The sequence below is a fragment of the Kitasatospora sp. GP82 genome (assembly GCF_029892105.1).
GTDB lineage: Bacteria > Actinomycetota > Actinomycetes > Streptomycetales > Streptomycetaceae > Kitasatospora.
The window spans coordinates 38,182-61,862 of record NZ_JARZAJ010000034.1 but is presented as its reverse complement, the minus strand read 5'-3'; the positions used below and the strand labels follow the sequence as shown (position 1 = coordinate 61,862).

The following is a 23,681-nucleotide window of genomic DNA, read 5'->3' as shown; positions in this document are numbered from 1 at the left end:
TGAGCGCCATCCGCAAGCGGGCGGCGCCAGGCCGATGACCACCAGCTCGCCGCAGGGGCGTAGCCCGTCCACTGTCGCGGTGATGCCCTCGGAGTTGGCGGCCGTGGCCAGAACGACCTTGGCGCCGCCGAGGGACTGCAGCGCGCCGGCGACCGGGGTGTCGGCCGTGTCGATGTGGCGGTGTGCGCCGAGCTGTTTGGCGAAGTCGGCCTTGGCGGCTCCGCGGGCGACGGTCACGGTCTCGAAGCCCGTCGTGGCCGCGTACTGCACCCCAGGTGGCCCAGGACGCCGAGGCCGAGTACGGCGACCAGATCGCCCGGCCTGGCGGAGCTGCGCCGCAGCCCGTTGTACATGCTCACCCCCGCGCAGGCCAGGGGCGCCGCATCGGTCGCCGCCAGCGCGTCGGGGGATCCGGGCGTCGGCCAGCGCGATCACCGCCTCGGCGAAGCCGCCGTCGTACGACCATCCGGGGGCCGCCCTCAGGTTCTCGCACACGACGAAGGCGCCCTACCGACAGGGCGTGCAGTGGCCGCAAACACCGCCGAACCAGCCGATCGCCACCCGGTCGCCCACCTTCCAGCTGCGGTCTTGGGCCCCCTCGCCGAGCACCTCGATGCGCCCGGCGATCTCATGCCCGGAGGCCAACGGAAACCGCACCCCGGGAAGGTGGTCACGATGGGCCCGCGAACTAAACGACACTTCCAGATATGCCATTTCGGTATCAGATTTGCGCTCTGCCGCCATCAACGAAAAGTTCGATTCCCGTGACGAAGCTGGAGTCATCCGAGGCAAGGAAAAGCGCCGCCTTGGCGACTTCGTCAGGCTCCCCCATGCGGCCCATCGGAATGGTGGATGCAATCTTCGCGATGGCGTCTTGAGGTTGTGTCGCCACAAGTGGCGTTTCGATCGGGCCAGGGCTGAGGACGTTGGACCGGATACGTCGATCCCTCAGCTCCACCGTCCATCCTCGAACGAAATTTCGGATGGCAGCCTTGCTTGCGCCGTAGACCGAGAACGCGGGGGTTCCCTTGACGCTCGCAACGGAGCCCGTGAGAATGATAGAGGCGCCGTCATTCAATAGTGGCAGGGCCTTTTGTACCGTGAAGAGCGAACCCTTCACGTTGATGTTGAAAATTTTGTCGAAATGCTCTTCCGTGACGTCTTCCAGCGAAGCGAACTCACCTAGACCGGCGTTGGCGAAAACGATATCGATTCGCCCCTTCGCCTTGACGGCCTCGTAGAGGCGGTCAAGGTCGGCCAGTTCGGCGACGTCCCCCTGAACGCCGGACACGTTGCCGCCGATTGCCTTCACGGCTTCATCGAGTTCTTTTCGACGGCGGCCCGTGATGAAGACATAGGCGCCCTCCCTGACGAAGAGCTTTGCTGTGGCCAGCCCGATCCCGGTGGTGCCGCCGGTGATGACCGCTACTTTTCCCTGCAGCTTTCCCATGGTCGCTACTCCCGATAGCAGTAAATACGGTTGGCCGGACGGCCCGGGCTCATCCCGGATGCCGCAGACATCTCAGCTCGGAAAGATCAGGTCGAACCGATACACCCACGCCCCATGGTGAATCAAATCGCCAAGCGGCGGTCCTGCGCCCAAGCCCTGGGACCCGCGAATGCCGGCGGTCAGTGGCCAGCGGCGGTCAGGGGCACCCAAGGAAATGGCCGTAGTACTGGCCGTCGGGCTTCGTCCGTGCGGCGTTGCCGGTCAGCGGTCGGGCGGGAACCGGTCGCCGAACATCGGCAGGCCGCTGACGGACTCGGCGCGGGTCGCCTCATCCTGCAGGACGTCCCAGTGCTCGGCGAGTTTGCCGTTCTCGATGCGCACCACGTCGGCCGCCACCGAGGCGGCGGGGCTGCCGGTGCCGGTGAAGCGGCCGTGAAGCATGACGCAGTCGCCTTCGGCGAGCACGAGCCGGTGCTCGTAGCGCAGCGTGTCGGGCAGGGAGCGGATCAGGTCGAACAGGCCCGCGCGCCCCGGCGCGATGTGTGCGCTGTGCTGGATGTAGTGCTCGGCCCACAAGTCTTCGGCGGCGGCGTAGTCGCGCTGGTTGAACAGCGTGTCGAACGCTTCCAGGACCAGCGTCTTGTTCTGTTCGGGTGTAGTCATGTCGGCCTCCACGAGGTAACCGATGCGCCCCGATCGACACAATCACAATGTCGCTTGACATCGTTTCTACGCCTGCCGTGCTGCGATGTCAATGACGATCGACATTGAGATCTGCGGTCCGGCCCGCTACAGTCCCCTCAGGGGTAGGGGTTGGGAGAAGACAGTGGGTGTCTCGAAGCAGAAGGCGGCGGAGAACCGAGAAGCGATCGTCACCGCCGCGGATGGCCTGTTCCGTGAGCGCGGCGTCGATGCCGTCGGCCTCGTCGAGCTGATGGGCGCGGCCGGATTGACACGCGGCGGCTTCTACAACCACTTCGCCTCGAAGGACGCGCTCGTCGCCGCGGTCGTCGCCAAGGCCATGGCGGACGGGTTCGGCAACCTCGACGAAGCCATCACGGCATCTCAGGCTCGCGGCAGCGACCCGCTCGCAGAGCAGATCGACTGGTATCTGTCGCCCGAACATCGCGCCGACATCGAGCACGGCTGCCCGAACACGGGCTTCGCCGGCGACGCCCGCCGACTGGACCCGGCCGCCCGCACTCGCTATGCGCAGGGCCTGGCGGCGAACCTCGACCGCTTCACGCAGATCGTCCAAGCACCCGGACTCGACGAAGGCGAGCGGCGAGAGCGGGCCATCGCACTGTTCAGCGAGATGGCCGGCGCCCTGCTGCTGTCACGCGCCGTCGCCGACGCCGACCCCGCCCTTGCCGACGAAATCCTCGACAGTGCCCGCACCGACCTGCACAGCCGCACCGCTGTCGCATAGGGCCGCGAACCCGTAGCGCTCCAGAACGGCTGCCCAGCTGCTGAGCTGGGACGACGCATCTCCGGCTTGGTACGGCGACTTCGGTGCTTGTTCTTGTGCTCGTACGAATGCTCTACCTGATCGCCACGCGGATCTTCGCGTGGCTCGTCCTGCTGTCCCGGCCCTCCGCAGCCAAGCACGCCGAGATGCCGATCCTGCGGCACGAGGTCGCGGCGCTGCGCCGCCAGGCCTCCGCGCCGAAGCCCACCTGCCCGACCGGGCACTGCTCGCCACCCTCGCCCGACTACTCCCCCGGGCACTCCGCAGCCACCGCATCGCCTCCCCGCGCACCCTACTCGCCTGCCACCAAGAGCTGGTCCAGCACAAGTGGACCCAACCGACGCCTGCGGGAAGCCCAACCCTGCCGCAGGAACTGCGCGAACTGATCACCCAACTCGGCACCGAGAACCCAAAGTTGGGCTTCCGAAGCGTACACGGCGAACTGCGCCGACCCGGACACAGGGCCAGCCCGGCCACCGTCCGACGGGTCCTACGCGCAGCCGGCCTCGGCCCCGCACCGCGCCGACACCCGGTGCGCCGCGAATGGGCCGCCTTCCTCAGGGCCCAGCTCACAGTGGCGAACGGGGCCACTGTGACACTGCCCGAAGAACACCGGGTCAAAGCCGCTGCTCGGCCAAACTCCGCTCCCCTTGTACAACGTGTGGGCAGAGCGCGGCGGGCCCCGCCGGGTTCGCGTCGTGGCGACCGTGACGCTCACTGCGGGCGAGCTGCTGCGCCGCTCCGCGAAGAACCAGCGTCGGATCCTGAAGCGGACCACCGGCGATGGTAACTAGGAACTCCCTTCGCACGAAGTGAAGTTGGGCTTCTCTACATGTCTGAAGATCTTCGGAGACTCGTGAGGCAAGTCGCTCAAGAGGCACATGCCTCACACTCTTTCAGCACCCTGGATAACGAGGCATCCCCCGCCGTCCGCGCGCACCCGCTGTTGGAACAGGCCCGCACCGAGGCGTGCTACGCAGACCCGGCAGGCGCTGAAGGACGCCGTCAAGGACCCGGCCGCGGCCCGAACCCATGCCGAACAACTCGGAGCCCGCGCCCGGCAGCGGCAGCTCATCTGCGTGCGAGGACTCAGGGGCGGCCGAGGGCGCGGTAGGTCCAGCCGGCGGCCCGCCAACAGGCGGGGTCGAGGGTGCCTCGGCCGTCGATGATGCGCGGGACGGCTACGCGGGCGGCTCTGCACGGCTATGCCGTCCGGCACCTCCTGCGCCGCCTGCGGGTCCGGCTGAACCTCATGACGTACATGTACCCGGAGCTGCCTGCTGTGTATGTGATGCAGCGGTTGACGTGCCGCGGAACTGCTGCGCGTAATACCGCGGCTACTTCAAGCGCCATGCGCGTGAGTGCCGTAGCCCGGAGAGACGACCGTCGTCGGCCCGCCGGCGCCGTCTCTCGTGTGCTACAGCCGAGTCTGCCCGCGCGCGCAGATCCGGCGGTCCGACCCGTCCGGCTCGACCCGGCGTGCCACCCGGCCAGACCTCACAAATACTCAGAGTGCCGGCTGGTCACTTTGCGCTGCGGACTGCTTCCTCCCCAGGGAGCCCCACCACCTCCGGCCGACACCACCCATCCCGCCGTGCCCGGACAGGCACGGCCGGCAGCGCCTGTGCGCCTTCCCTGGGCCTGCCCACGTCAGCACGGAGTCCCACCCATGACAGACGTCACGTCCCGTCCCCACCAGCTCCCGCAGGTCCCGTTCGGCTCGGACGGCGAGACCTGGCAGCAGATCCTGGAGTCGCAGGGCCTGTCCAACGGCCACGCGGCCCCGGTCAGCGGTCCCATCGGAGATCCGCAGGCCATGTACCCGGTCGAGCCCGGCCTGGAGACCCGTGCCTTCGAACTCCCGGCGAGCGGACTCAGCGACGCCAAACGGCGCAAGGCGCTGAGCTCGATGGAGCTCTACCTGGCCGACAGGCGCGACCACATGCTCGGCTACCAGGTCACCCAGGACATGAACGGCTACCCAACAGATCTCTCCCGGTTCATGGAGAACCACCTCAACAACATCGGCGACCCGTTCCAGAGCGGCGGCTACAAGCCCAACACGAAGATCGCCGAACGGGCGGTGCTCGACTACTACGCAGCGCTGTGGAACGCCCAGTGGCCGCACGACCCGCGCGTGCCCGAGTCGTACTGGGGCTACATGCTCTCCATGGGCTCCACCGAGGGGAACATGTACGCGCTGTGGAACGCGCGCGACTACCTCAGCGGCAAGGCGCTGATCGAGTCGACCGAACCGACCACGTTCGGTGCCCTGCGCTACGTCCAGGCCGCACCGCACATCGACAACCCCAACGCCTTCCACCCGGTGGCCTTCTTCTCCGAGGACACCCACTACTCCTTCGCCAAGGCCGTGCGCGTCCTGAACGTCGACACCTTCCACGCTGCGGGCGAGGCCCTGTACCCGGGCAGGTGTCCGCTCACGGACGCCGACGGCCGGCCGCTCAAGGAGTGGCCGACCGAGGTCCCCTCCCGCAGAGGCCCCTCGGGCAACTCCGCCGACGGCCCCGGCGAGATCGACATCGACGCCCTGGAGACCCTGGTCAAGTTCTTCGCCGGGAACGGGCACCCGATCATGATCAGCCTCAACTACGGCAGCACCTTCAAGGGCGCGCACGACGACGTCCGCAGAGTCTGCGAGCGCCTGCTGCCGATCTTCGAGGAGAACGGGCTTCTGGAGCGCCCCGTGCAGTACGGCAAGGACCCCAAGACCGGTGAGGCCAAGATCGACCTCCGCCGCGGCTTCTGGATCCACGTCGACGGAGCACTCGGGGCCGGGTACGGGCCGTTCATGCGGATGGCCTACGAGGACCCGCGCTTCGGCTGGACGCCGGAGGTGGACCTCCCCGAGTTCGACTTCGGCCTGACGCTGTCCAGCGAAGACGACAACCAGATCGACATGGTCGCCTCGATCGCGATGAGCGGCCACAAGTGGCCGGGCGCGCCGTGGCCCTGCGGCATCTACATGACGAAGGTCAAGTACCAGCTCATGCCGCCGTCCCAGCCGCAGTACATCGGCTCTCCGGACACCACGTTCGCCGGGTCGCGCAACGGCTTCTCGCCCCTGGTGATCTGGGACCACCTGGCCCGCCACTCCTACCAGGACCAGGTCAACCTGATCAGGCACGCGCAGGACCTGTCCATCTACCTGGAAAACCGCCTGCGGCAGCTGGAGCGGAAGCACAGGGTGAAGCTGTGGCCGGCCCGTACCCGGGGCGCGCTCACCGTGCGGTTCCGCCGTCCCAGCGACAAGCTCGTGGACAAGTGGTCGCTCTCGACGGAAGACGTGTTCATGGTCCCGAAGAAGCCCGAGACCCGGCGCCGCTACGCGCACATCTTCCTGATGGCCTCCACCACCCGGGAGAAGATCGACGCCTTCCTGGCCGAGCTCGAGAGGGAGTGCGCCGACCAGCTGCTGCCGGCGGTCGAGGCCCTTCCGACCCTGGCCGCCGAAGCCCCGGTGGAGCTGGCCGACGGCGTGCTGTCGCTGGCAGCGGTACCGGGCCCGGGTCGCGGCTTCCAGTAGCAGGACCTGCCCATCCGGCCTGGGAGCGGCGCATACCCGCCGCTCCCAGGCCGACCCACCGCAAGAAGAGCACTCCATGGCGCTGTTCCACGGCCTCTCTGCCTTCCCGATCACCCCCACCTATGACGACGGCCGAGTCGACACCGACGGCATTCGCCGCCTGGTCGGGAGGCTGGCCGTCGCCAAGGTCGACTCCATCGGCCTGCTCGGCAGCACCGGCACCGCCCCCTACCTGCCCCGCGACGAGCGCCGCAGTGCGATCAAGGCCGCCGTCGAAGAAGCCGGGCCCGTACCGGTCATGGTGGGGATCGGCGCGCTGCGCACGGACGAAGTCCTGCGGCTGCGGCGTGACGCCAAGGATGAGGGAGCCTCAGCGGTTCTGCTGGCGCCCGTCGACTACATCGCGCTCACCGACCACGAGGTCTACACCCACTTCGAGACAGTGGCCACCGTCTTCCATTGCCCGAATCGTTCCGGCAGCTCATACCCATGCACGCGCCCGTACGCATGCGGACACCCGGGCGCTTGGCCAATTGCCGCGCGGACTCGAACGGACCCCGATGCGACTCGCCCCGATATCCGCGAGCCAGCCTCGCTGGCCTGGCCGACGCCCCGGCGGTCCTGCCTGATCGGCGGAGGCCGGGCACGCCTGCCGGTGGGAGGTGTGAGCGGGGTCGGCGCTCGCGAGGACGCCCTCCGCTGCCGCCAGTCGCTCACCGACAAGGCCCAGCCAATGACAGGGGACCGACCCGTTGGCTCGCCCTCGCCGTCAGTATTCGGAGCCGCTCCTTCGGTACGTCCCCGCGACCTGAAGCCATGCTCCGGGCCCGAAGAACCCCTCCACGACATGGGGACCGTTCTCCGAGACGCGCAGAATCCGCAATGCGCCGCTCGGATGCAGGTCGTACTCGTACGTAGCGCTCGCGGACTTGTCTTCGTACTGCATGTCCAGTGGCCCGCTGGACGGCTCCGCAGGCGACCGGGCTTCACGCGAGAGTTTTATGTAGACGGACATGCTCCTACGGTATTCCCGAGCCGCTCGGACCACCCCCCACCGGGCGCGGCAGCCCTGCACGTCCGGCCACGGCAAGGTGTCGTGACATGCTTCCGTCGGCCTGCGGCGCCACGGCCATCGCAGCGTTGGTCGCCACCAGGCCCGGCAGCCGCTCTCCGCGGTCGTGCAAACGGGGTCACCACTCATTGTCGACAGTGCCGTCGTCCCCGTCCCCAGCGGGGCCGGGCCCGACTCAACCGGCTGGCTGATCGTGTCCGGCAGCAGTTCGGCCCGGCCCACCGGAATCGACCACGGGTCATGGCCACGCCTCGGTAGCGGCAGACGTAGGCCGTGGGCGCGCACTGTCTCGGAGACGGCGCACCACCCGCCGGAGAACGAAGGCAGGAAACGACCCGCATGCCGGTGGCCGCATGATGGAACCTCACTGCGGCTGCTACCTGCCGGAACAACAAAAAGGCCGCCCCCGCATCTCTGCGGAAACGGCCTACGCCCTGCGTAAACACTGCTCTGAACAACAGGATTTGCACCTGCGCCCCCCGACCCCTACGTGCCCCCGCTATCTCCCGACCGAAAGGCTGGGCTGGAATTTCGCGATCACGAGTCGCAGAATCAGGGCTCCTGTTTTACTGAGCTGCATATTCGCCTCCTCGCGATCGGCTTCCGGAAACTTCTTCCGGCACATCCCAGGTTACTCTCCAAAACACGTATTCGGGGCCTCCAGGTTCACAAATACCGCCGCATGGACTCACCCCCGCGGCTGCCTGTCCCGATCGGGCCGCCTCGGACAGGCACGGAGCCGTGCGGCTCCTGATGCGGGTCGTCGCTCCGCGTTGCGCATTGCCGCTGGTCGGCCGCAGGGGCCACCTGAACACCTTGCCCGACCTCGACTGCGAGCCGCTCCAGGGGCCGCACCCCACAGTTACAAGATCCATCCGGGCTCAGGTGTCGCGAGGTGAGAGCCGGTGCGACGCCAGGGCAGAGAAAACGGCGGTGAGACGCCCGCGGATCTACGTCGAAGCAAGGCAGGGAAGCCCGCCGAGGAAAAGGCTGCTGCGGGGAACCGAGGTACCCATGGCGGAATTCGCACGGGAGAACCACGCCAGCGGGGGCGGCAGACCGCTTCGTCACGGCGCAGATGATGCGGCTGGACATCGCAACGGGCCACCTGCAACAGGTCAACGCCGGCCACCCTGCCCCGCTGCTGATCCGAGCCGGCCCCGCAGCGAGTGCCTGGCAGAACGCGCTCGTCGAACAGTTGCGAGAGCTCGACTACGGCCAAGCCGCCCTCGCGTGGGGAGTCTGCACGGCCTGCCGTCCCTCCCAGACTTCCACTTCGATCTTCTTGGGGGAGCTGTCACGAAGCGACTTCGCGAAGTAGCCGCACAGGGTGTCGGCGACGTCCTGGGCTCTGTCATCGCTGTGGAAGGGGTAGGGCACGGGGAGGCCGTCCTGGCCGGTCCTGCGGCCGTGCTGGTCGGTCACGTACAAGAGCCACGTGTATTCGGGCATGCGTGCACCTCCTTCGGAGCCCCTTCTCGACCGTAGCCCTGAGCGGCCCCCTTGGCGCGCGGGCCGTGACCGTCTGCGAGGCCTGACGCCCCACCGGACGCGCCCGCGGGGAACAGTTCCCGGGCCGGGGGCAGCCAACGCGAGCCCAGGACGAGCAGCGCGGCCCCCGGGCCTGTGCGCGCAGGACTTCGGCCGGCTCCCCGTCCACCAGCCGGACCGATCCTGGCAAGTCCGGGTGGCGCTCGCCGACGAAGCGTGCCGCCTCACTCAGTACGTGCTCGCCGGCCGCGCGTTGCAGCCAGGCCAGCTCCTCCCGGCCGGGCCGCAGCGGCCAGACGGTTGCTGCTGGCCAACGACCGGCCGGCCGGCAGCAACCGCACCGGCAGGTCACGGCGGTTTACCTCGTCGGGAGGCCCAGGCGAGCACCAGGTGGCCGGGGTGCTCATGGTCGACGCCGACCACGACCGGGGGCCGTCCGTCAGAAGTCATCGTCATGCCCTTCGGACTGCTGGAGACCTGGCCCGTCACCGTGCTGTCGAGGTGAGCGCGCGTGGTCAGCAGGGGCGAAGTGGTGGACGTGTGCGCCCGGGCCAGGGAACACCAAGGTGGTCCGTCCGCTGTCCGACCAGCGCACGTCGTACGGCGGGCTGCCGTCCGCGTGGTGCAGTGCGACGATCTCACCGTCCCGGCGCGGCTCGCCGGTGGTGGGGCTCTCCACGATGAGCCGGTCTCCCACGCTCGCTCTCATCACGTTCTCCTTCCGTCCGCAGGGTTCTGTCCGCCCCGCGTCCACGAGCCTTCCCGGACTCGGATGACGCGTCCGCTGATCCTCTCGGGGGTCAGGCGAATCCAGACGTCGCCGTGTCCACCGGTTCAGGGCGCCGTGCCGGTGTGTCGGGCTGCTTCGATCGCGTCGGCCCTCGACGCGCGCGTCGCGTCATGGACCCGAGCGCCGAATCATTCGGCTCCCGAAGCTCGTCGCCCATTTCGCGCCCGGTGTCGCCGGGGCGACCCGACATGTTGTCGAACGCGGCTCCTTCTTGCGCTCCCATCCGATTCTTGCGCTCCCGTCCGGACCGGCGCGGGCTTTCGGGGTGCCGCTGTCCGTGTCTTCATGATCGGGCCTCCCGCTCATCGGGCCAACGTGGGCATCGAACCCGGTCGGACGGCGGCTGGGGCAAGCTCGGACTGCGCGCGGCTCGGCCACGATGCGCGAGGAGTACGCCGTCCGGATCCACAGCGCCCAGTACTTCCGGATGAGGCGATTCATGCACCACCGTCAAGCCGAGCACCTGGCGTGCGCCTTGACCCTGGCAGGGGACGCCATGCGTAACACTGTGTGGTGTGTCGAATATCGATCGGGACAGCAGCGGTGGTGCCCAGGAAGGCGGCGCGCCCAGCCCCGATGCCCTGCTGCCGGCCCTCGACGAGGAGCAGCTCGGGGTGTTGCGCCGGGTGGGGCGTGAGTGGGGCCGGGTGTCGCGGGATCCGGAGGTGTGGCGTCGTGCGCTGCCTGTGGATCCGGATCTCGGTCGTTATCCCGCTCCTTCGGAGATCCTTCCGGTCCGCTTCGGTCGTTTCGTGCGGGTCTCCCCGGTTGGGGGACAGCCGCCGGCGGTGGAGGCGACCGGCGAGGACACGCGGCCTTCCCGGCTCGGCCGGGTCGGTTCCGGGGTGCGGCATGCGCTGCTGGGGGCTCCGCTGAGGAGCACCGCGATCGCGTATGAGCGGATGCGCAAGGTGGTGGCGTTGCCGGTGCTCTCCGCCGACGCGCTCTCTTCGGTCGCGTACGGTCCCGAGGCGATGCTGGCGGTCCTCGTCCTGGGCGGTGCCGCCGGGTTGACCTACTCGGTGCCGATTGCCGCGGCGATCGTGTTCCTGATGCTCACGGTCGGGGTGTCGTACCGTCAGACGATCCGCGCCTACCCGCACGGCGGTGGTTCGTACATCGTCGCCACCGCCAACCTGGGCCGCGTTCCCGGGCTGGCGGCCGCTGCCGGGCTGATGACCGACTACATCCTCACGGTCGCGGTCTCGGTCGCCTCCGGGACGGCGGCGGTCACCTCGGCGATCCCCTCGCTCGAACCCGACATCGTTGCGATCGGCGTCATCGTGATCGCCGCGCTGCTCGCCGGGAACCTGCGTGGTGTGCGTCAGGCGGGTGTGCTGTTCGCCGCACCGACGTACGCCTTCGTCATCGCGGTCTTCGCCCTGGTCGCCGTGGGTCTGTTCGACGCGTCCGGCCGTGGCTTCCAGCCGGCTGCGGCACCACGGCTGACGGCGACCGAGGGCATCGGTGCGCTGCTGGTGCTGCGCGCCTTCGCCTCCGGTTCGACGGCGATGACCGGCATCGAGGCGATCTCCAACGCGGTACCGGCCTTCCAGCCGACCGAATGGCGCAATGCCCGCACGACACTGACCTGGATGGTCGGTCTGCTCATCGCGCTGTTCGCGGGCACCATCGCTCTGGTCCATCTCGACGGCGTCGTGCCCTCGGCGAAGGAGACGGTGCTGTCGCAGCTCGCCCATCGCGCCTTCGGCCCGGGTTTCCTGTACGTCTTCACGCAGGCGGCCACGGCCGCGATCCTGCTGCTCGCGGCGAACACCGCCTACAACGACTTCCCCCGAGTCCTGTTCCTGCTGGCGCGCGACAACCAGGCACCGCGGATCTTCCTGCGACTGGGCGACCGCCTGGCCTTCAGCAACGGGATCATCCTGCTCTCGGTCGCGGCGGCCGCGATCTACGCGGCGTTCGACGGCAGGACCGCCCCCCTGATCCCGCTGTACGCCGTCGGCGTCTTCCTTGCCTTCACGCTGTCGCAGGCCGGCATGGTCGTCCACTGGTGGCGCCTGCGCGACCGCCACTGGCGCAAGAGCCTGGCCTTCAACGCCACCGGCGCCCTGCTCTCGGCGATCGTCTTCATCACCGCGGGAGTCACCAAGTTCACCGAGGGCGCCTGGTTCGCCGTACTCGTGGTGGGACTGTTCATCCTGGTGACGACACGAATCCGGCACCACTACGACGTGGTCGGCAAAGCGGTTGAACTGCATCCCCACGCAGTCGAAGTCCCCAGCCGCACCATCACACCACCGCGCTCGGGGGACGGCGCGAAGCGAACCACCGCACAGACACCGGGCCCCACGCCCGAGGCAGAAGCGGAGACCGAGGCAGAAGCGGAGACCGAGGAGACTCCCGAGGAGATCCACCCACTGTCGATCGTGCCGATCGCCACGCTGGACCTGGCCGGCATGCGTGCGCTGGCCTACGCGGCCTCGCTCCAGCAGCCCGTCCTCGCGCTCCACATCAGCCCCAGCGAGGAGGAGGCCCAACGCTTCCGCGAGTACTGGACTCTATGGGGCGACCACCTACCGCTGAAGATCGTGCTCTCCCCCTATCGCGCGATCGTCGCTCCGCTGGTCAACTACATCGAGTCGCTGCACCATCAGCGCCCGGACCTCACTCTGACCGTCATCCTCCCGGAGATCGTCGTCCGGCACTGGCGGCACCGCCTCCTGCACAACCGGCTCGCGGCTCGGCTGCGACGGGCACTCCGCCCCCTGCCGAAGATCGTCGTCACGACCGTCCCGTTCCACGTTTAGCACAGCGGGAAAACAGCCCGACGTGTCCAACTTCCCACAGCAGCAATCCAGTCCCTCATCCGGTATCGCGCAACGTGTCCTGGGGGGAAGTCGGCGCAGACGACATCCCTGCCGACAGGCGTGCGGACGTCGCCCGGATGCGTGCCGCCGCATGGCCCGAACCCGCATGGCCCGGTGCCTCGCCAGCCCCGCACACATGACCGGCCCACATCACCGGATCCGCCCATGGAGGAAGGACGTCCGGTAGGAGTGGCGCGGGATAGGGTACGCGCCCGTCCCGCTGGCTGAGGCTGGTCGCGTTACTCGCGTGACCACTCGGTTTCGGCCTGGGGCTCGCCGACCGAGTGTCGCCCCTCCCAGACCCGGACCCTGATCGCCCGGGGGCCTGGAGCGGGCCTGGAGAGCGCGCGCACGAACACGTCCCTCAGGTGGTTGGCCGTCTGCTGGGGCGGCCCGTCGTATCCCAGCGGGTTCGGCATGGGAGCGCCGTCCTGCTGGGACCAACGGCCGTCGTCGTCCTGGGTCTCGAGAATCCACCGGTAGTGCCGCATTCTGGCCTCCTGTGACGACGACCCTGTTCCAGAACACGACCGTATGGGCCTGACCGGCTGCCAGCGACCGGTGGTGGACTTCCGCCCTCGCCGCAGGGCGTGGCGGTGACCCCGGTGGGACGATTGAACACACCCACTGATGTCGGAGGTTGCTGGTGTTCGAGGCGGGTGACATCCGGGAATGGCGCGGCCACGACGTGGTCGATGTCGACGGGCACAAGATCGGCACGCTGGAGTCCGTCTACGTGGACACCGCGACCGACCAGCCCTCGTTCGCCACCGTCACGGTCGGGCTGCCCACGCGCCGCCGCCTGGTGTTCGTGCCCCTCGCCGACGCGAGGGTCGGTCCGGGCTACCTGCAGGTTGCCCACCCCAAAAGCCAGGTCAAGAAAGCACCGGCGATCGACACCGACGGCGAGCTGCCGGCCGAGGACGAGGCGGCCGTCTTCGCCCACTACGAGCTGGCCTACGCGCCGGGCGCGGGCGGTGAACGCCGACTCGCACGCCGGTAGGACCGACACCCCGAGGAGGTCGAAGATGGCACTGGTGCTGTTCCTGATCATCGTGGCGATCCTGCTCGGCATCGTCGGCGTCGTCGCCAAGGGCCTGCTCTACCTGCTCTTCATCGGCGTGGCCGTGCTGGTGCTCGCCGTGGTCATCTCCGCCGTCAGGTTCCGGCGCGGAGGCCACTCCCCCAACCGCTGACACATCCGGTACCACCCGCCATGCGGTGCGCGGCGGGTGGTACCGGTGCGGATGCGGATCAGTACTCAGAACCGCTTCGCCGGTAGGTGCCCGCGACCTGTAGCCAGGCCGTAGGGCTGAAGTACGCCTCGACCACGTGCGGAGTGTCTTCGAAGACGCGCAGGATCCGCAGTGCTCCGCTCGGGTGCTGGTCGTACTCGTAGGTGACGCCGTCGGGTTTGTCCTGGTACTGCATGTCCAGTGGCCCCTTGGACGGCTCGCGCGTCACCCGCCAGCGGAGCGGGCAAGGCGATGGTGGCACCGCCGGTCGCACCATCGACGGCTGCTCGCCCGACCGGCAGGCAGTCTTGTCGGCGGACGTCATCCGAAAGGGCGCGGGTTTCATGCCGCTCCCGCTGCCCGGGGAGGGCAGGCTGGTGCACCAACCCTCACCACCGACGAGAAGGTACCGCTGTGGCCACCGACTACGACGCCCCGCGCCAGAACAGTGACGACGCGGACGAGGACAGTATCGAGGAGCTGAAGAGCCGCCGGAAAGACAAGTCGGCTGGCACCGCAGACGTCGACGAGCTCGAAGAGGCCGAGAGCCTGGAGCTGCCGGGCGCGGACCTCTCCGGCGAGGAGCTCACGATCCGGGTACTGCCGAAACAGCAGGACGAGTTCACCTGCGCGAGCTGCTTCATGGTCCACCACCGCAGTCAACTCGCAGGCGAGGACAAGGACGGTCAACCGATCTGCCAAGAGTGCGCGTCCTGACCGGCGGACCGGCGTATTCGTCGGCGCGGGCCCCTGGAGGACTACCGCAGCGAGTGAGGCTCGTCGGGGCGTTGCCACTGGTCGTGTGGGAGACCTTTCACATGGGCGTGCGTCCGGTCGGCCACCGGGCGACATCCGATTCGGCCGGCAGTGTTCAGCGGCCGCGAAGGCCAGGGATACAGGTGGAGGTGCCGGCCGGGCTGGATGAGGTCGGGGTCGGCGCCGATGGTGTGCCGGTTGAGGTGGTAAAGGGCGGCCCACCATCAGCGCCCGGACCTTGCCATGACCGTCATCCTCCCGGAGATCGTCGTCCGGCACTGGCGGCACCGCCTCCTGCGCAACCGGCTCGCGGCTCGGCTACGACGGGCACTCCGCCCCTGCCGAAGATCGTCGTCATGAACGTCCCGTTCCACGTGTGGCACAGCGGCGGCGCCGGGAAACCCGACGTGCGCGACCGCACACTGCGGCAAATCCAGTTCCTCGCCAAGGTCATGCGCCCACCGATCGCGACCTCGAACCCGCAGACCTTCCGGAAAGCTCGCCGGCAGCCAGCGCTCATGCGTGCACTGGTGCCCGCAGACAGACAGGAGCAGGCTGAGAAGTGCACAGGTCGAAGTTGACCAGTCAGGCTCCGCCGCCGCCGGCGCACCGGGTCGGCCGCCCGCGGCGGCGTTGCCACCGCGGCATCCGCCTACGCGACACCCGAGTGGCACGCCCACGGCCTCCTCGACCCTCGCGGCGAAGAAAAGTGCGTCTCCCAGCCCACCGAATCCTTGGAGGTCTCCCATGACCGGTCCTCCTGCCTCCCGCCCGGTCCATCCGATCGTGGTCGGCACGGACGGTTCGGCCCCAGCACGGCAGGCTGTGATCTTCGCGCTCCGGGAGGCTCAACTACGCGGCACCGGCCTGCGGGCCGTCTGCGCGTACGAGTACACACCCACCCAGCAATCAGGCTTCGAGCGTACGGCCACCACCGGCACCGGTGACCGTATTCCGCAGCAGCGTGATCTCGTCACGCAATCCATGCTCGACTCCATCGAGGAACTGCAACAACAGCTCGGCGGGCCCTCCGTGGAGGTGGAGATCGTTTGTGAACGGGGACGTCCGGCGCAGGTCCTCCTGGAAGCGAGCAGGGACGCCTGTCTTCTCGTGGTCGGTTCCCGAGGATCGGGTGCCTGGGGACGCCTCACCCTTGGGTCGACCAGCACCGAGGTGGTCCACCACGCCCGCCTTCCCGTCGTTGTCGTCCCGGCGGAGCACGACACAGCAGCTTCCTGAACGTCGATTCCAGCCGCGGCGGGCTCCCATCCGGCCGCAGCGTGGACCGCGATTCGAGCGCCCCGGAAGACCGAAGCGGCCCCGGTCGGCCGACCCGCACCTTCGTAACGGTCCTTCGTACCGCACCCGACCCGGCGGCACCCTTCTCGGCGGGTCGATCCGTTCTTCACCACGACCCACCAAAACCTCTCCCGACAAGGAGATTGACGCAAGGTCATGATGGCTGGGCGTGTACATCAGGGAGACCCGAGGCGTCCGGCGGCGGATCGGGTTCGGATGTCTTCGGCGAGACCGGTGTTCTGCCCACGCCAGCGCCAGGGCGTCCGCGAGGTATCGGCTTCATGGATGGTCCCACGCTCGCCAGGGGCCCTGGCTGCGGTCGCAGTACTTTGGAAGAAGTCGCGGTCGGCGGCGTGCAGATTCGTTTGTGATGCCCTGGCGGCGGCACCGGGTAGTCCACAACGAGCCCGAGGCAGGTACTCGACATAACCGCGACCTTCGATCCCGTCGCCTCCCAGCCACCGGGGGGTCTTCTGACTCACACCGCACTGCACTCTCGCCGGCCATCACTTTCGGCTGGCCCTTACGGAAGTGAAGATCCACGACCCTGCCGGAAGACTACTTCAGCTGGGCGATCACCCGGCGGTGCGCGATGACCGGCCTACCTCGCGGTGGGGGTCGGGGTAGAGCAGTGGGTCACGGTGCAGCGCGGTGAGCAGCCCGGCCGTGAGCAGCAGTCCGGCCCCGATCTGGCTGCCTCCTGCGGTGAGCGCGGTGAACACCCCTCCGCGGAAGCCGTCCTGGCGGAACTCCTCGGTGCCGCCGGCCAGCCCCCGTCCGCCCAGGTGGAAGCTGACCTTCTGGACTCCGTGACCCGCGACCAGCAGACCGGCAACCAGCCGGAGCAGGAGGAGACCTGTGTTCACTGGTGAACTCTCTTTCTCTGGCGCCTGGTTGCCGGTCAGCCGGCCGCGTGCTCGTTGATCATGGTCTGCGCGTAGACCACACCCAGGCCGTAAGCGCCGGCATGCTCCTTGATAACGTCCATGACCGGCAGGTAGGTCTCGGTGCGGGCCCAGTCGCGCTGCAGCTCCAGCAGCACCTGTATCCAGGTCACCGGCACCGCGCCGGCCGCCGTCATCCGCTGCACGGCGTGCTCGTGGGCCAGCGGGCTGACCCCGCCGGAGGCGTCCGAGACCACGTACACCTCGTAGCCCTGCTCCAGCGCCGACAGGGCAGGCAGCACCAGGCACACCTCGGTCCACAGGCCGGAAAGGATGATCTTGCTGCGCCCGGTGGCCTTGACCACCTCGACCAGGGCCGCGTCCTTCCCGGTCGATCCGCTGCACTACGACCGGTCGTACTACCTCGGTGTCGCCGCGCCCGGCGGTGAGCGGCCGTACGCGCTGCTCCGCGAGGCCCTGGTGTTCCCTAATAAGACCTACCGAGGCTCCATCCGGCAGACTCGGTGCCTGGTAGCCGCCATCAGGTGAGCACTCTTTGTTCCCTGGACTCCGAGTCCTGTTGACAGATCGTGCCCCTGCCGGTCGGCCAGGAGCGAGATCGCTGATGGGATGTCGTGCCCGCCCAATTGCGGCGTGAGCACAGCCCTATTAGGTCGCTGATGGTTCTCCTGCGGGCTACTGCCGATTGAGGTCGATGACGGAGGACGAGTTGCTGTTCGTTGGGGACGACTGGGCCCAGGACCACCACGACGTCGAGTTGATGGACGCCGCAGGCCGTCGGTTGTCCAAGGCTCGCCTGCCGGAGGGCGTCGCGGAATCGAACGGCTGCACTCGATGATCGGTGCGGAGCTCGGCGAAGACAGCACGGCCGAGGGCGTGATCGGAATCGAGACCGATCGGAGTCCGTGGGTGCAAACGCTGATCGCCGCCGGCTACACGGTGTACGCGGTCAACCCACTGCAGGCCTCCCGGTACCGGGAACGCCTGGCGGTGTCAGGGGCCAAGAGCGACGGGGCCGACGCGCACATGCTCGCTGACATGGTGCGCACCGACTCCCACCAGCTCCGCCCGGTCTCCGGGGACACCGCCGACGCCGAAGCAGTCAAGGTCGTGACGCGAGCCCATAAGACTCTGATCTGGGAACGCACCCGAACCACGCAGCGGCTGCGGCACGCCCTGCTCGACTACTTCCCCGCCGCCCTGGAGGCGTTCGACGACCTGGACGCCCCCGACACCCTGGAACTGCTGACCAAGGCACCCGATCCGGTCGCCGCTGCGAAGCTGATGACCACGCAGATAGGCGCCGCCCTCAAGCGCGCCCGCCGACGCAACATCCCCGACAAGACTTCCAAGATCCAAGCCGTACTGCGCGCCAAGCACCTGAGCCAGCCCACCGCAGTCACGGCCGCCTACGCCGTCTCGGTGCGCGCGCTCATCGCGCTGCTGGTCACCTTGAACGAGCAGGTCAACTTCCTGCACGAGCAGGTCGAAGACTTCTTCGGCCGGCACCCGAACGCCGAGATCATCCGGTCCCAGCCCGGACTGGGACCGATGCTCAGCGCCCGGGTACTCGCAGAATTCGGCGACGACCCTCACCGTTACGCCAGCGCCAAGGCCCGCAAGAACTACGCCGGCACCAGCCCGATCACCCGCGCCTCCGGCAAGAAGAAGGTCGTGACCGCGCGGCACGTCCGCAACGACCGGCTCATCGACGCCCTGATCGCCCAAGCCTTCTCCGCGCTGCGGGTCTCCCCAGGCGCCAGGGCCTACTACGAGAAGCAACGCGCCCGCGGCATCGAGTTCAACGCCGCCCTGCGCCAACTCGCCAACCGGCTCGTCGGCATCCTGCACGGCTGCCTCAAAACCGGTACACCGTACGACGAGGTGACCGCCTGGTTCCACCGAGCCCACGCACTCGCCGCTTGACATTTCAGCTCATGGGTAGGGCCGTTCCTCTGGGATCGGTAACGGTGTTGCGGCGAATTGCTCTTGGCTTGCCCCCTCTACTGCCAGAGCCTCTGAAGCGCACGAAGTCACTTATCTGGAATGTCAGTCCCGGGCATTGCGTCAACGTCAGCTTCGGATCAGGTTCCTCGACTGTCAGGAGTGGATCGCCGAGCACGCCGAGCAGTTCCAGCGGCGCTGACCTGTTTCAGCGGAACGCGGCGATATTGCGCGCGGCCCAGTCGGCGAACGGGCGCGGGGCGCGGCCGAGGACCCGCTGGACGTCCGGGCTGACGCGCAGCTCGGCCGGGCTCGGGGAACCGAGGATGTCCAGGGTGTCCTCGGCGAGCTCCGCCGGCATGCTCTGGGCCATGGCGGCCTTGGCCTCGTCGCGGCTGAGGTCGTGAAACCGCACTGGCGAGCCCAGCGCGGCGGCGATGGCCTGCGCCTGCTGGCGCGGCGTGATCACCTCCGGGCCGGTCAGCTCGTACACGCCGCCGGTATGCCGGTCATCCAGCAGGCAGGCCGCCGCGACCTCGGCGATGTCCGCCGGGTCGATGATCGGCACCCCGACGTCGCCGAAGGGAGCGGCGACGACCCGCTGCGCGCGGATGGACTCGGCCCACCACAGGGCGTTGGAGGCGAAGCCGCCCGGCCGCAGGATGGCCCACTCCAGGCCGGACTCCCGCAGCACATCCTCCAGCGCACGCATCGCGATCCGCGTTGCGCCGAAGGGCCTGGTCGCCACGCCCTGTGTGGAGAGCAGGACGACCCGGCGGACCCCGCTGGCCTCGGCTTGGCCGATGATGTCGGCCGGGCTGGCTCCGGCGGCGTGCAGGTCGCCGGACAGCAGCAGGAACAGCGCTTGCGCTCCGGCCAGCGCGGGCTCAATGCCGGCCGGCTCGGCCAGGTCGGCCACCACGTGGCGGACGCCGTCCGGCACCGCCGCCGCGTGCCGTGACACCGCCGTCACCTGCTGGCCCGCCTCGGCCAACGCCCGCGTCAACGGCCGGCCCACATTCCCGGTAGCCCCGGTCACCACGATCATGTACAGCTCCTTGTCCGATGTCCGTTGTGGCCTTCACGGTAGGGGCCGGGCTAACTCTTGGTAAGGACATACCTTTAGGTAAGCTCATCACGTGACGGGAAGCGCGCAGCACACACGGGCCGAGGCAGAGAAGCGGTATGAGGTGTTTCACACCGACTGCCCCGCGCGCGATGTGGTCGACCACGTGACCAGCAGGTGGGGCGTCTGGGTGTTGATCTCCTTGCGGAGCAACGACCTCCGGTTCTACGAGCTGCGCGAGAGCATCCAGGGCATCAGCGAGAAGATGCTCGCCCAGACCTTGCGCGCGCTGGTCCAGGACGGCCTCGTCTGGCGGGAGGTCGAGCCGACGACGCCGCCCCAGGTCACCTACGGGCTGACCGAGTTCGGTCAGGACGTCGGCCAGCCGCTGGCGGAGCTGTTCGACCGGATTACACGGCGGCTCCCGCCGCGCAACGCGGGATAGCGTGGTAGTGGCCGACCACGAAAGCGCATCCAGCGTCACCGAGCACCCCACAACCCGAGGGCAACTGTGCGACGAGGCGACCGGCTGGTCCCGCCGCGCCACACACTCGCTGTTTGACACGCCAGCTCATGGGATGTCTGTCAAGTGAATCTGTTCAGGGCCTCCGGGCGCCGGACGCTGTCCGGCGAGGTGTGACTGAGCGCCAGAGTTGGCCAGTGAGCGGGCCACCTGGCACTTGAGTGTTGCTGCTGGCCACCACGTTGCGACTTTTCGAGATAGGTCACACCTGATCTTGGTGGTTGACACCACCCTGAGAAACGCCGAAGCCGTACCGGATTTCTGCTGTGCCCGTTCCCGCGGCCCGCGCAGCGCTAGCGTTGGGTCCCATGATCGTATGGCTCAACGGCACCCACGGCGCAGGCAAGACGACGACCAGTGCACTCGTGCAGCAGCTGATCCCGGATTCACGGGTGTTCGACGCCGAGAAGGTCGGCGAGACACTCATGGACATCACACCGGGGCTGCCCGGGACGGACAACTTCCAGCACTGGCCGCCGTGGCGGCAGCTCGTAGTCGAGACCGCCCGCCGCGTACTCGACTACACCGGCGGCACTCTGGTGATGCCCATGACTGTCCTGGTCGAGCAGTACTGGCGCGAGATCAGCACGGGCCTCGCCCAACATGCCATTCCGGTACGGCACTTCGTCCTCCACGCTGACCAAGACACCCTCCGCGAGCGCATCGAGGGGGATACTCTTCTTGGCCCCTCCCCATTCCGTCTCAAATACCTCGAGCCCTACGCCGAGGCGGCCCGCACGTGGCTACACAGCGAGGCCGAGGTCGTCGACACCACACACCTCACGCCCGCCCAGGCCGCCCTACAGATCGCAGAGGCCGTCAAGAGTTGAGGTCCGCCCGCCACGCGAAAACAGGCGCAGGTGGCAACGGAGAACGACCTTCCGGTGTCGAGTAGTGCGAACAGGCTCAACCAGGGGCCCAGAGCGGTTGCCTACACGAGGGCCCTGCCGTCCCAACCGCTCGCCGAGCAGCGAGCGAATCGCGGCCGTACGGTCGAGAGGGGGCGCGATCCGACGGAGGCTGCGATGGCGAGATACAGATGGCGGGTGCGAGCGCTCTCGGCGGAAGGCAACGAGACTGTCACGCAACCAGCCCTGCCATACACGGACCATTTCGATGGATCCGCCCAGGATTTTGCCGAATTCCTGGTCAACAGGGCTCTGGGGCAGGCCGAGCACGATGAAGGGTCGAAGAGCCCCGTGCGTGTTGTCGCCGATGTCTGGGAGCCGGACGGCCAGGGGAGCCCCGAGGGTCACGCAGGGTGGCCCCCGTAGTTCGACCTGCGTTCCGGTCGGAACTACAACTACAACGACAGCGCCTGGGCCCTCGTCGATGCCAGGTAGGACTGGCTGCTGGCTGCTGGCTGCTGGCGACATCACCCACAAGCCCTGCCGCGCGGTGCGGCAGGGCTTGTGGGTTTCTTCAGTGATTCTTCCGGCCGGTGGCGGCGGAGCCGCAGCTTCGCCCGCGTTGGACGAGCGGTGGGTGTGGGCACGGTATCGCCACGGTCTTTGCACGCCAGGTCCGTTGACGATCTTTCACCGGAAGCGGAAGTCTTCCCTCCATCGGCGGATGGAGATCAACATGCAGGTCGAACGACTCGGCAGCACTCCCCCATGCACACGCTGCGGTCAGGCCGTACTGATCGCCACAACACTCCCGGCGGGCCGGGACAACGTGACCGTGGAGCTGTGCGCGACCTGCGACGCCGGCAACCCCACGGCGGCCCCGCTGATAGCCCTCCTCGGCGAGACGCACCGGCCCGTGGAACAGATGTCCAGCCTCATCAACACGTGGCTTCGCGCCGAACTGACCGAACAGGGCTTGGTGCGAGTCCCTCAGCAGAGGTCAGGTCGTGACGGTCACCAGTAGGGCGGGAAGCACGCTTCCGCCCGTGATGCTGCGCCGACTCCGCGCGCGGAGCCCCGGGCGGTGGCCACGGCCCGGGTCAGCCCCGCACTCCCCACGATGGCTACGCCGCTGGTGTGAAGTGTTCCGGCGGTCACGGGTGCGCCGTGGATGACCATGACCGGCACGGCAGGGCAGCCCAGGTGCTTGCTGACGGTGCGGGTCTCCCACAGGAGTGTCTGCACTGCTCTGGTCCGGTCGTGGAGGCCGCACCACAGGCGGCCGTTGCTCATGTGCACGGTGGCGCCGCTCGCTGCGGACCAGCGCCTGGAGTCGATGACGACGGCCTGGCCGCGCGGGCCGATGGCGATGTGGTCGAGGTTGGCTTTGGAGCCGGGGATGCTGCGGTCGTGGAGGATGGTCCAGCCCCGGGTGGTGAGCGGGGCGAGGATCCGTGCAGTGGTCTCTTCTCCGATCGCGTCGGCCAACCACCGTCCGGCGTCCGGGGTTTGCCCGCTGCTGCGGGTACGGGCGCTGGTGAGGGCCCATCCGAGTACGCCGCCGGTGGCTGCGGTGAGGATGGCGAGCGGGAGGTGGCTGCCGGAGCCGAGGATGCCGCCGATGGCGGTTCCGGCGGCGGTGGCGGTGAGCCGGGCCCGAGTGGACAAGGGTGATCGGGTGCGGCTGAGTTTGGCGGCCTGGTCGCGGGGGGCGCGACGCCGGGGAACTTTGAGAGGAAGCTGTCCAGCTCGGGGCGAGAGTGGAGCGAAACGTTCAACCGAGTCGGCTTTGCATTACCGGGAAATTGCAGGAACAGCGCACTCCATGACCCACCCCTCTTGACTCTCTTGACCAGGCCACCGGCCTGCTCGATAGTGATCAAGTTTTCCATGCAATTCCGCCTTACGTCCGTCGGCCGGCCGTCGGTTGCCAACCAGGTCTGCGACGGCAGCTAGGGAATCGAACAGGAGACAAGATCACCAACGAGGAGGAAGACACACCACCTCCCTCACGGCGATACTGAAACTACGCGGGCTGGGCCGAGGAGTTGCTGACCACGGAAGCTGGCCTCCTATTCACCGCTTCACCGCCTCTGCGTATCTCCCGAACCTGACGGCGGCCTGCTCCACGTAGCCGCACAGCCAGTCACAGTCGTGAACCTCACCACACAGCACCAGGTGCAGTTCCTCCGCGGTCGCCCACGACACGTCCGCGGGCGTCCGGGCCGTGGTGCGGGTGCAGGGCTGGAAGACGCGCTGCGCCAGGTAGGTGCCCGGGTTGGCGCGGGCGTCCCGCCGGGCGTGGTGGGCCTGCAGCCAGCGGGCGAACGTCATCTTCAACCGCACAGCGGGCTGTTGGCCGGCGCCGGGGCACGGGTCGGCACGCCGTACGCGACGGGAGGGCAGAATCGCCACCATGGTCCGTGGTACCACTTGTCGAGCAGGTCTGCGGCTGCGCG

22 protein-coding genes and 7 pseudogenes are annotated in these 23,681 nt (G+C 68.3%); 16 read left to right on the top strand and 13 right to left on the bottom strand.

Going from position 1 to position 23,681, the window contains the following annotated elements; genetic code table 11:
* Positions 1–30 precede the first annotated feature (30 nt).
* The 3 genes and pseudogenes from P3T39_RS28035 to P3T39_RS28025 form a co-directional block, all read right to left on the bottom strand.
* Positions 31–666: pseudogene (locus P3T39_RS28035) on the bottom strand (alcohol dehydrogenase catalytic domain-containing protein); the annotation flags it as partial.
* 55 nt (positions 667–721) lie between these two features.
* Positions 722–1,450 carry a glucose 1-dehydrogenase gene (locus P3T39_RS28030; RefSeq protein ID WP_280701825.1) on the bottom strand — a complete coding sequence of 243 codons (729 nt, stop codon included), beginning with the start codon at positions 1,448–1,450 and terminating at the stop codon, positions 722–724.
* A gap of 261 nt (positions 1,451–1,711) precedes the next feature.
* Positions 1,712–2,113, bottom strand: a complete 402-nt coding sequence (locus tag P3T39_RS28025) for a nuclear transport factor 2 family protein (protein ID WP_280701823.1) — start codon at positions 2,111–2,113, stop codon at positions 1,712–1,714.
* A gap of 163 nt (positions 2,114–2,276) precedes the next feature.
* On the opposite strand from P3T39_RS28025, the gene P3T39_RS28020 reads away from it, so the two are divergent.
* The 4 genes and pseudogenes from P3T39_RS28020 to P3T39_RS28005 all read left to right on the top strand — a co-directional run.
* Positions 2,277–2,879, top strand: coding sequence for a TetR family transcriptional regulator (locus P3T39_RS28020; protein WP_280701821.1), 603 nt, complete (start codon positions 2,277–2,279; stop codon positions 2,877–2,879).
* Positions 2,880–2,986: 107 nt separating this feature from the next.
* Positions 2,987–3,304, top strand: a complete 318-nt coding sequence (locus P3T39_RS28015; RefSeq protein WP_280701820.1) for a hypothetical protein — start codon at positions 2,987–2,989, stop codon at positions 3,302–3,304.
* A gap of 1,283 nt (positions 3,305–4,587) precedes the next feature.
* The gene (locus P3T39_RS28010) at positions 4,588–6,462 is read left to right on the top strand and encodes a histidine decarboxylase (RefSeq protein ID WP_280701818.1); all 1,875 of its coding nucleotides are present in this window, start codon (positions 4,588–4,590) and stop codon (positions 6,460–6,462) included.
* Between the two features lie 76 nt (positions 6,463–6,538).
* A pseudogene (locus P3T39_RS28005) lies at positions 6,539–6,904 on the top strand (dihydrodipicolinate synthase family protein); the annotation flags it as partial.
* 327 nt (positions 6,905–7,231) lie between these two features.
* Here P3T39_RS28005 and P3T39_RS28000 read toward each other — a convergent pair.
* Positions 7,232–7,477 carry a hypothetical protein gene (locus P3T39_RS28000; RefSeq protein ID WP_280701843.1) on the bottom strand — a complete coding sequence of 82 codons (246 nt, stop codon included), beginning with the start codon at positions 7,475–7,477 and terminating at the stop codon, positions 7,232–7,234.
* A gap of 1,114 nt (positions 7,478–8,591) precedes the next feature.
* On the opposite strand from P3T39_RS28000, the pseudogene P3T39_RS27995 reads away from it, so the two are divergent.
* Positions 8,592–8,687 (top strand): annotated as a pseudogene (locus P3T39_RS27995) (SpoIIE family protein phosphatase); the annotation flags it as partial.
* A 59-nt stretch (positions 8,688–8,746) separates the two neighbouring features.
* On the opposite strand, the gene P3T39_RS27990 reads toward P3T39_RS27995, so the two are convergent.
* Both P3T39_RS27990 and P3T39_RS27985 read right to left on the bottom strand, forming a co-directional pair.
* Complete coding sequence (locus P3T39_RS27990; RefSeq protein WP_280701816.1) at positions 8,747–8,986, bottom strand: hypothetical protein; 240 nt, start codon at positions 8,984–8,986, stop codon at positions 8,747–8,749.
* A gap of 571 nt (positions 8,987–9,557) precedes the next feature.
* Positions 9,558–9,734, bottom strand: a pseudogene (locus P3T39_RS27985) (DUF1918 domain-containing protein); the annotation flags it as partial.
* A gap of 983 nt (positions 9,735–10,717) precedes the next feature.
* Here P3T39_RS27985 and P3T39_RS27980 point away from each other — a divergent pair.
* Positions 10,718–12,586, top strand: coding sequence for an APC family permease (locus P3T39_RS27980; protein WP_280701841.1), 1,869 nt, complete (start codon positions 10,718–10,720; stop codon positions 12,584–12,586).
* Between the two features lie 299 nt (positions 12,587–12,885).
* Here the strand turns inward: P3T39_RS27980 and P3T39_RS27975 are convergent, their stop codons facing one another.
* A complete protein-coding gene (locus P3T39_RS27975; RefSeq protein ID WP_280701814.1) occupies positions 12,886–13,137 on the bottom strand; it encodes a hypothetical protein in 252 nt (83 codons plus the stop codon).
* A 155-nt stretch (positions 13,138–13,292) separates the two neighbouring features.
* Between P3T39_RS27975 and P3T39_RS27970 the strand changes: the two genes are divergently transcribed.
* Together P3T39_RS27970 and P3T39_RS27965 are read left to right on the top strand one after the other, a co-directional pair.
* Positions 13,293–13,649: a PRC-barrel domain-containing protein gene (locus tag P3T39_RS27970; protein WP_280701813.1), complete on the top strand. Its 357-nt coding sequence runs from the start codon at positions 13,293–13,295 to the stop codon at positions 13,647–13,649.
* A 25-nt stretch (positions 13,650–13,674) separates the two neighbouring features.
* A complete protein-coding gene (locus tag P3T39_RS27965; protein WP_280701811.1) occupies positions 13,675–13,842 on the top strand; it encodes a hypothetical protein in 168 nt (55 codons plus the stop codon).
* Positions 13,843–13,900: 58 nt separating this feature from the next.
* Here P3T39_RS27965 and P3T39_RS27960 read toward each other — a convergent pair whose 3' ends face one another.
* On the bottom strand, positions 13,901–14,077 hold the full coding sequence (locus P3T39_RS27960; protein ID WP_280701809.1) for a hypothetical protein: 177 nt from the start codon (positions 14,075–14,077) through the stop codon (positions 13,901–13,903).
* Positions 14,078–14,295: 218 nt separating this feature from the next.
* Here P3T39_RS27960 and P3T39_RS27955 point away from each other — a divergent pair, with 218 nt between their 5' ends.
* The 3 genes from P3T39_RS27955 to P3T39_RS27945 all read left to right on the top strand — a co-directional run bounded on the left by P3T39_RS27955 (position 14,296) and on the right by P3T39_RS27945 (position 15,876).
* Positions 14,296–14,598, top strand: a complete 303-nt coding sequence (locus P3T39_RS27955) for a DUF4193 domain-containing protein (RefSeq protein ID WP_280701807.1) — start codon at positions 14,296–14,298, stop codon at positions 14,596–14,598.
* A gap of 395 nt (positions 14,599–14,993) precedes the next feature.
* Entirely contained in the window at positions 14,994–15,218 is a 225-nt protein-coding gene (locus P3T39_RS27950; RefSeq protein ID WP_280701805.1) for a hypothetical protein, read from the top strand.
* Positions 15,219–15,384: 166 nt separating this feature from the next.
* Complete coding sequence (locus P3T39_RS27945; protein ID WP_280701803.1) at positions 15,385–15,876, top strand: universal stress protein; 492 nt, start codon at positions 15,385–15,387, stop codon at positions 15,874–15,876.
* Positions 15,877–16,580: 704 nt separating this feature from the next.
* Here P3T39_RS27945 and P3T39_RS27940 read toward each other — a convergent pair.
* Together P3T39_RS27940 and P3T39_RS27935 are read right to left on the bottom strand one after the other, a co-directional pair.
* A pseudogene (locus tag P3T39_RS27940) lies at positions 16,581–16,802 on the bottom strand (DoxX family membrane protein); the annotation flags it as partial.
* Between the two features lie 35 nt (positions 16,803–16,837).
* A pseudogene (locus P3T39_RS27935) lies at positions 16,838–17,206 on the bottom strand (isochorismatase family protein); the annotation flags it as partial.
* Between P3T39_RS27935 and P3T39_RS27930 the strand changes: the two are divergent.
* Both P3T39_RS27930 and P3T39_RS27925 read left to right on the top strand, forming a co-directional pair.
* A complete protein-coding gene (locus P3T39_RS27930) occupies positions 17,172–17,369 on the top strand; it encodes a hypothetical protein (RefSeq protein WP_280701801.1) in 198 nt (65 codons plus the stop codon). The pseudogene P3T39_RS27935 and the gene P3T39_RS27930 sit on opposite strands and share 35 nt — an antisense overlap.
* Positions 17,370–17,550: 181 nt before the next feature.
* Positions 17,551–18,767, top strand: a pseudogene (locus P3T39_RS27925) (IS110 family transposase).
* A gap of 226 nt (positions 18,768–18,993) precedes the next feature.
* Here the strand turns inward: P3T39_RS27925 and P3T39_RS27920 are convergent.
* Entirely contained in the window at positions 18,994–19,833 is an 840-nt protein-coding gene (locus tag P3T39_RS27920; RefSeq protein WP_280701799.1) for an NAD(P)H-binding protein, read from the bottom strand.
* A gap of 142 nt (positions 19,834–19,975) precedes the next feature.
* On the opposite strand from P3T39_RS27920, the gene P3T39_RS27915 reads away from it, so the two are divergent.
* The 3 genes from P3T39_RS27915 (at position 19,976) to P3T39_RS27905 (ending at position 22,246) form a co-directional block, all read left to right on the top strand.
* Positions 19,976–20,296, top strand: coding sequence for a helix-turn-helix domain-containing protein (locus tag P3T39_RS27915; RefSeq protein WP_280701797.1), 321 nt, complete (start codon positions 19,976–19,978; stop codon positions 20,294–20,296).
* A 386-nt stretch (positions 20,297–20,682) separates the two neighbouring features.
* Positions 20,683–21,204, top strand: a complete 522-nt coding sequence (locus tag P3T39_RS27910; RefSeq protein ID WP_280701795.1) for an AAA family ATPase — start codon at positions 20,683–20,685, stop codon at positions 21,202–21,204.
* 754 nt (positions 21,205–21,958) lie between these two features.
* Entirely contained in the window at positions 21,959–22,246 is a 288-nt protein-coding gene (locus P3T39_RS27905) for a DUF6300 family protein (protein ID WP_280701793.1), read from the top strand.
* Here P3T39_RS27905 and P3T39_RS27900 read toward each other — a convergent pair.
* Positions 22,237–22,890, bottom strand: coding sequence for a nuclease-related domain-containing protein (locus P3T39_RS27900; RefSeq protein ID WP_280701791.1), 654 nt, complete (start codon positions 22,888–22,890; stop codon positions 22,237–22,239). The genes P3T39_RS27905 and P3T39_RS27900 overlap by 10 nt on opposite strands.
* Positions 22,891–23,298: 408 nt before the next feature.
* Positions 23,299–23,562: a hypothetical protein gene (locus P3T39_RS27895; RefSeq protein WP_280701789.1), complete on the bottom strand. Its 264-nt coding sequence runs from the start codon at positions 23,560–23,562 to the stop codon at positions 23,299–23,301.
* Between the last annotated feature and the right edge of the window lie 119 nt (positions 23,563–23,681).

Excerpts from the sequence above, each read along its gene's own strand:
- P3T39_RS27905 (WP_280701793.1), top strand. The coding sequence starts at position 21,959 with ATGCAGGTCGAACGACTCGGCAGCACTCCCCCATGCACACGCTGCGGT.
- P3T39_RS27920 (WP_280701799.1), bottom strand. The coding sequence starts at position 19,833 with ATGATCGTGGTGACCGGGGCTACCGGGAATGTGGGCCGGCCGTTGACG.
- P3T39_RS28010 (WP_280701818.1), top strand. The coding sequence starts at position 4,588 with ATGACAGACGTCACGTCCCGTCCCCACCAGCTCCCGCAGGTCCCGTTC.
- P3T39_RS27980 (WP_280701841.1), top strand. The coding sequence starts at position 10,718 with ATGCGCAAGGTGGTGGCGTTGCCGGTGCTCTCCGCCGACGCGCTCTCT.
- P3T39_RS27910 (WP_280701795.1), top strand. The coding sequence starts at position 20,683 with ATGATCGTATGGCTCAACGGCACCCACGGCGCAGGCAAGACGACGACC.
- P3T39_RS27990 (WP_280701816.1), bottom strand. The coding sequence starts at position 8,986 with ATGCCCGAATACACGTGGCTCTTGTACGTGACCGACCAGCACGGCCGC.
- P3T39_RS27945 (WP_280701803.1), top strand. The coding sequence starts at position 15,385 with ATGACCGGTCCTCCTGCCTCCCGCCCGGTCCATCCGATCGTGGTCGGC.
- P3T39_RS27950 (WP_280701805.1), top strand. The coding sequence starts at position 14,994 with ATGAACGTCCCGTTCCACGTGTGGCACAGCGGCGGCGCCGGGAAACCC.
- P3T39_RS28025 (WP_280701823.1), bottom strand. The coding sequence starts at position 2,113 with ATGACTACACCCGAACAGAACAAGACGCTGGTCCTGGAAGCGTTCGAC.
- P3T39_RS28030 (WP_280701825.1), bottom strand. The coding sequence starts at position 1,450 with ATGGGAAAGCTGCAGGGAAAAGTAGCGGTCATCACCGGCGGCACCACC.
- P3T39_RS27975 (WP_280701814.1), bottom strand. The coding sequence starts at position 13,137 with ATGCGGCACTACCGGTGGATTCTCGAGACCCAGGACGACGACGGCCGT.
- P3T39_RS28000 (WP_280701843.1), bottom strand. The coding sequence starts at position 7,477 with ATGTCCGTCTACATAAAACTCTCGCGTGAAGCCCGGTCGCCTGCGGAG.
- P3T39_RS27965 (WP_280701811.1), top strand. The coding sequence starts at position 13,675 with ATGGCACTGGTGCTGTTCCTGATCATCGTGGCGATCCTGCTCGGCATC.
- P3T39_RS27960 (WP_280701809.1), bottom strand. The coding sequence starts at position 14,077 with ATGCAGTACCAGGACAAACCCGACGGCGTCACCTACGAGTACGACCAG.
- P3T39_RS28015 (WP_280701820.1), top strand. The coding sequence starts at position 2,987 with ATGCTCTACCTGATCGCCACGCGGATCTTCGCGTGGCTCGTCCTGCTG.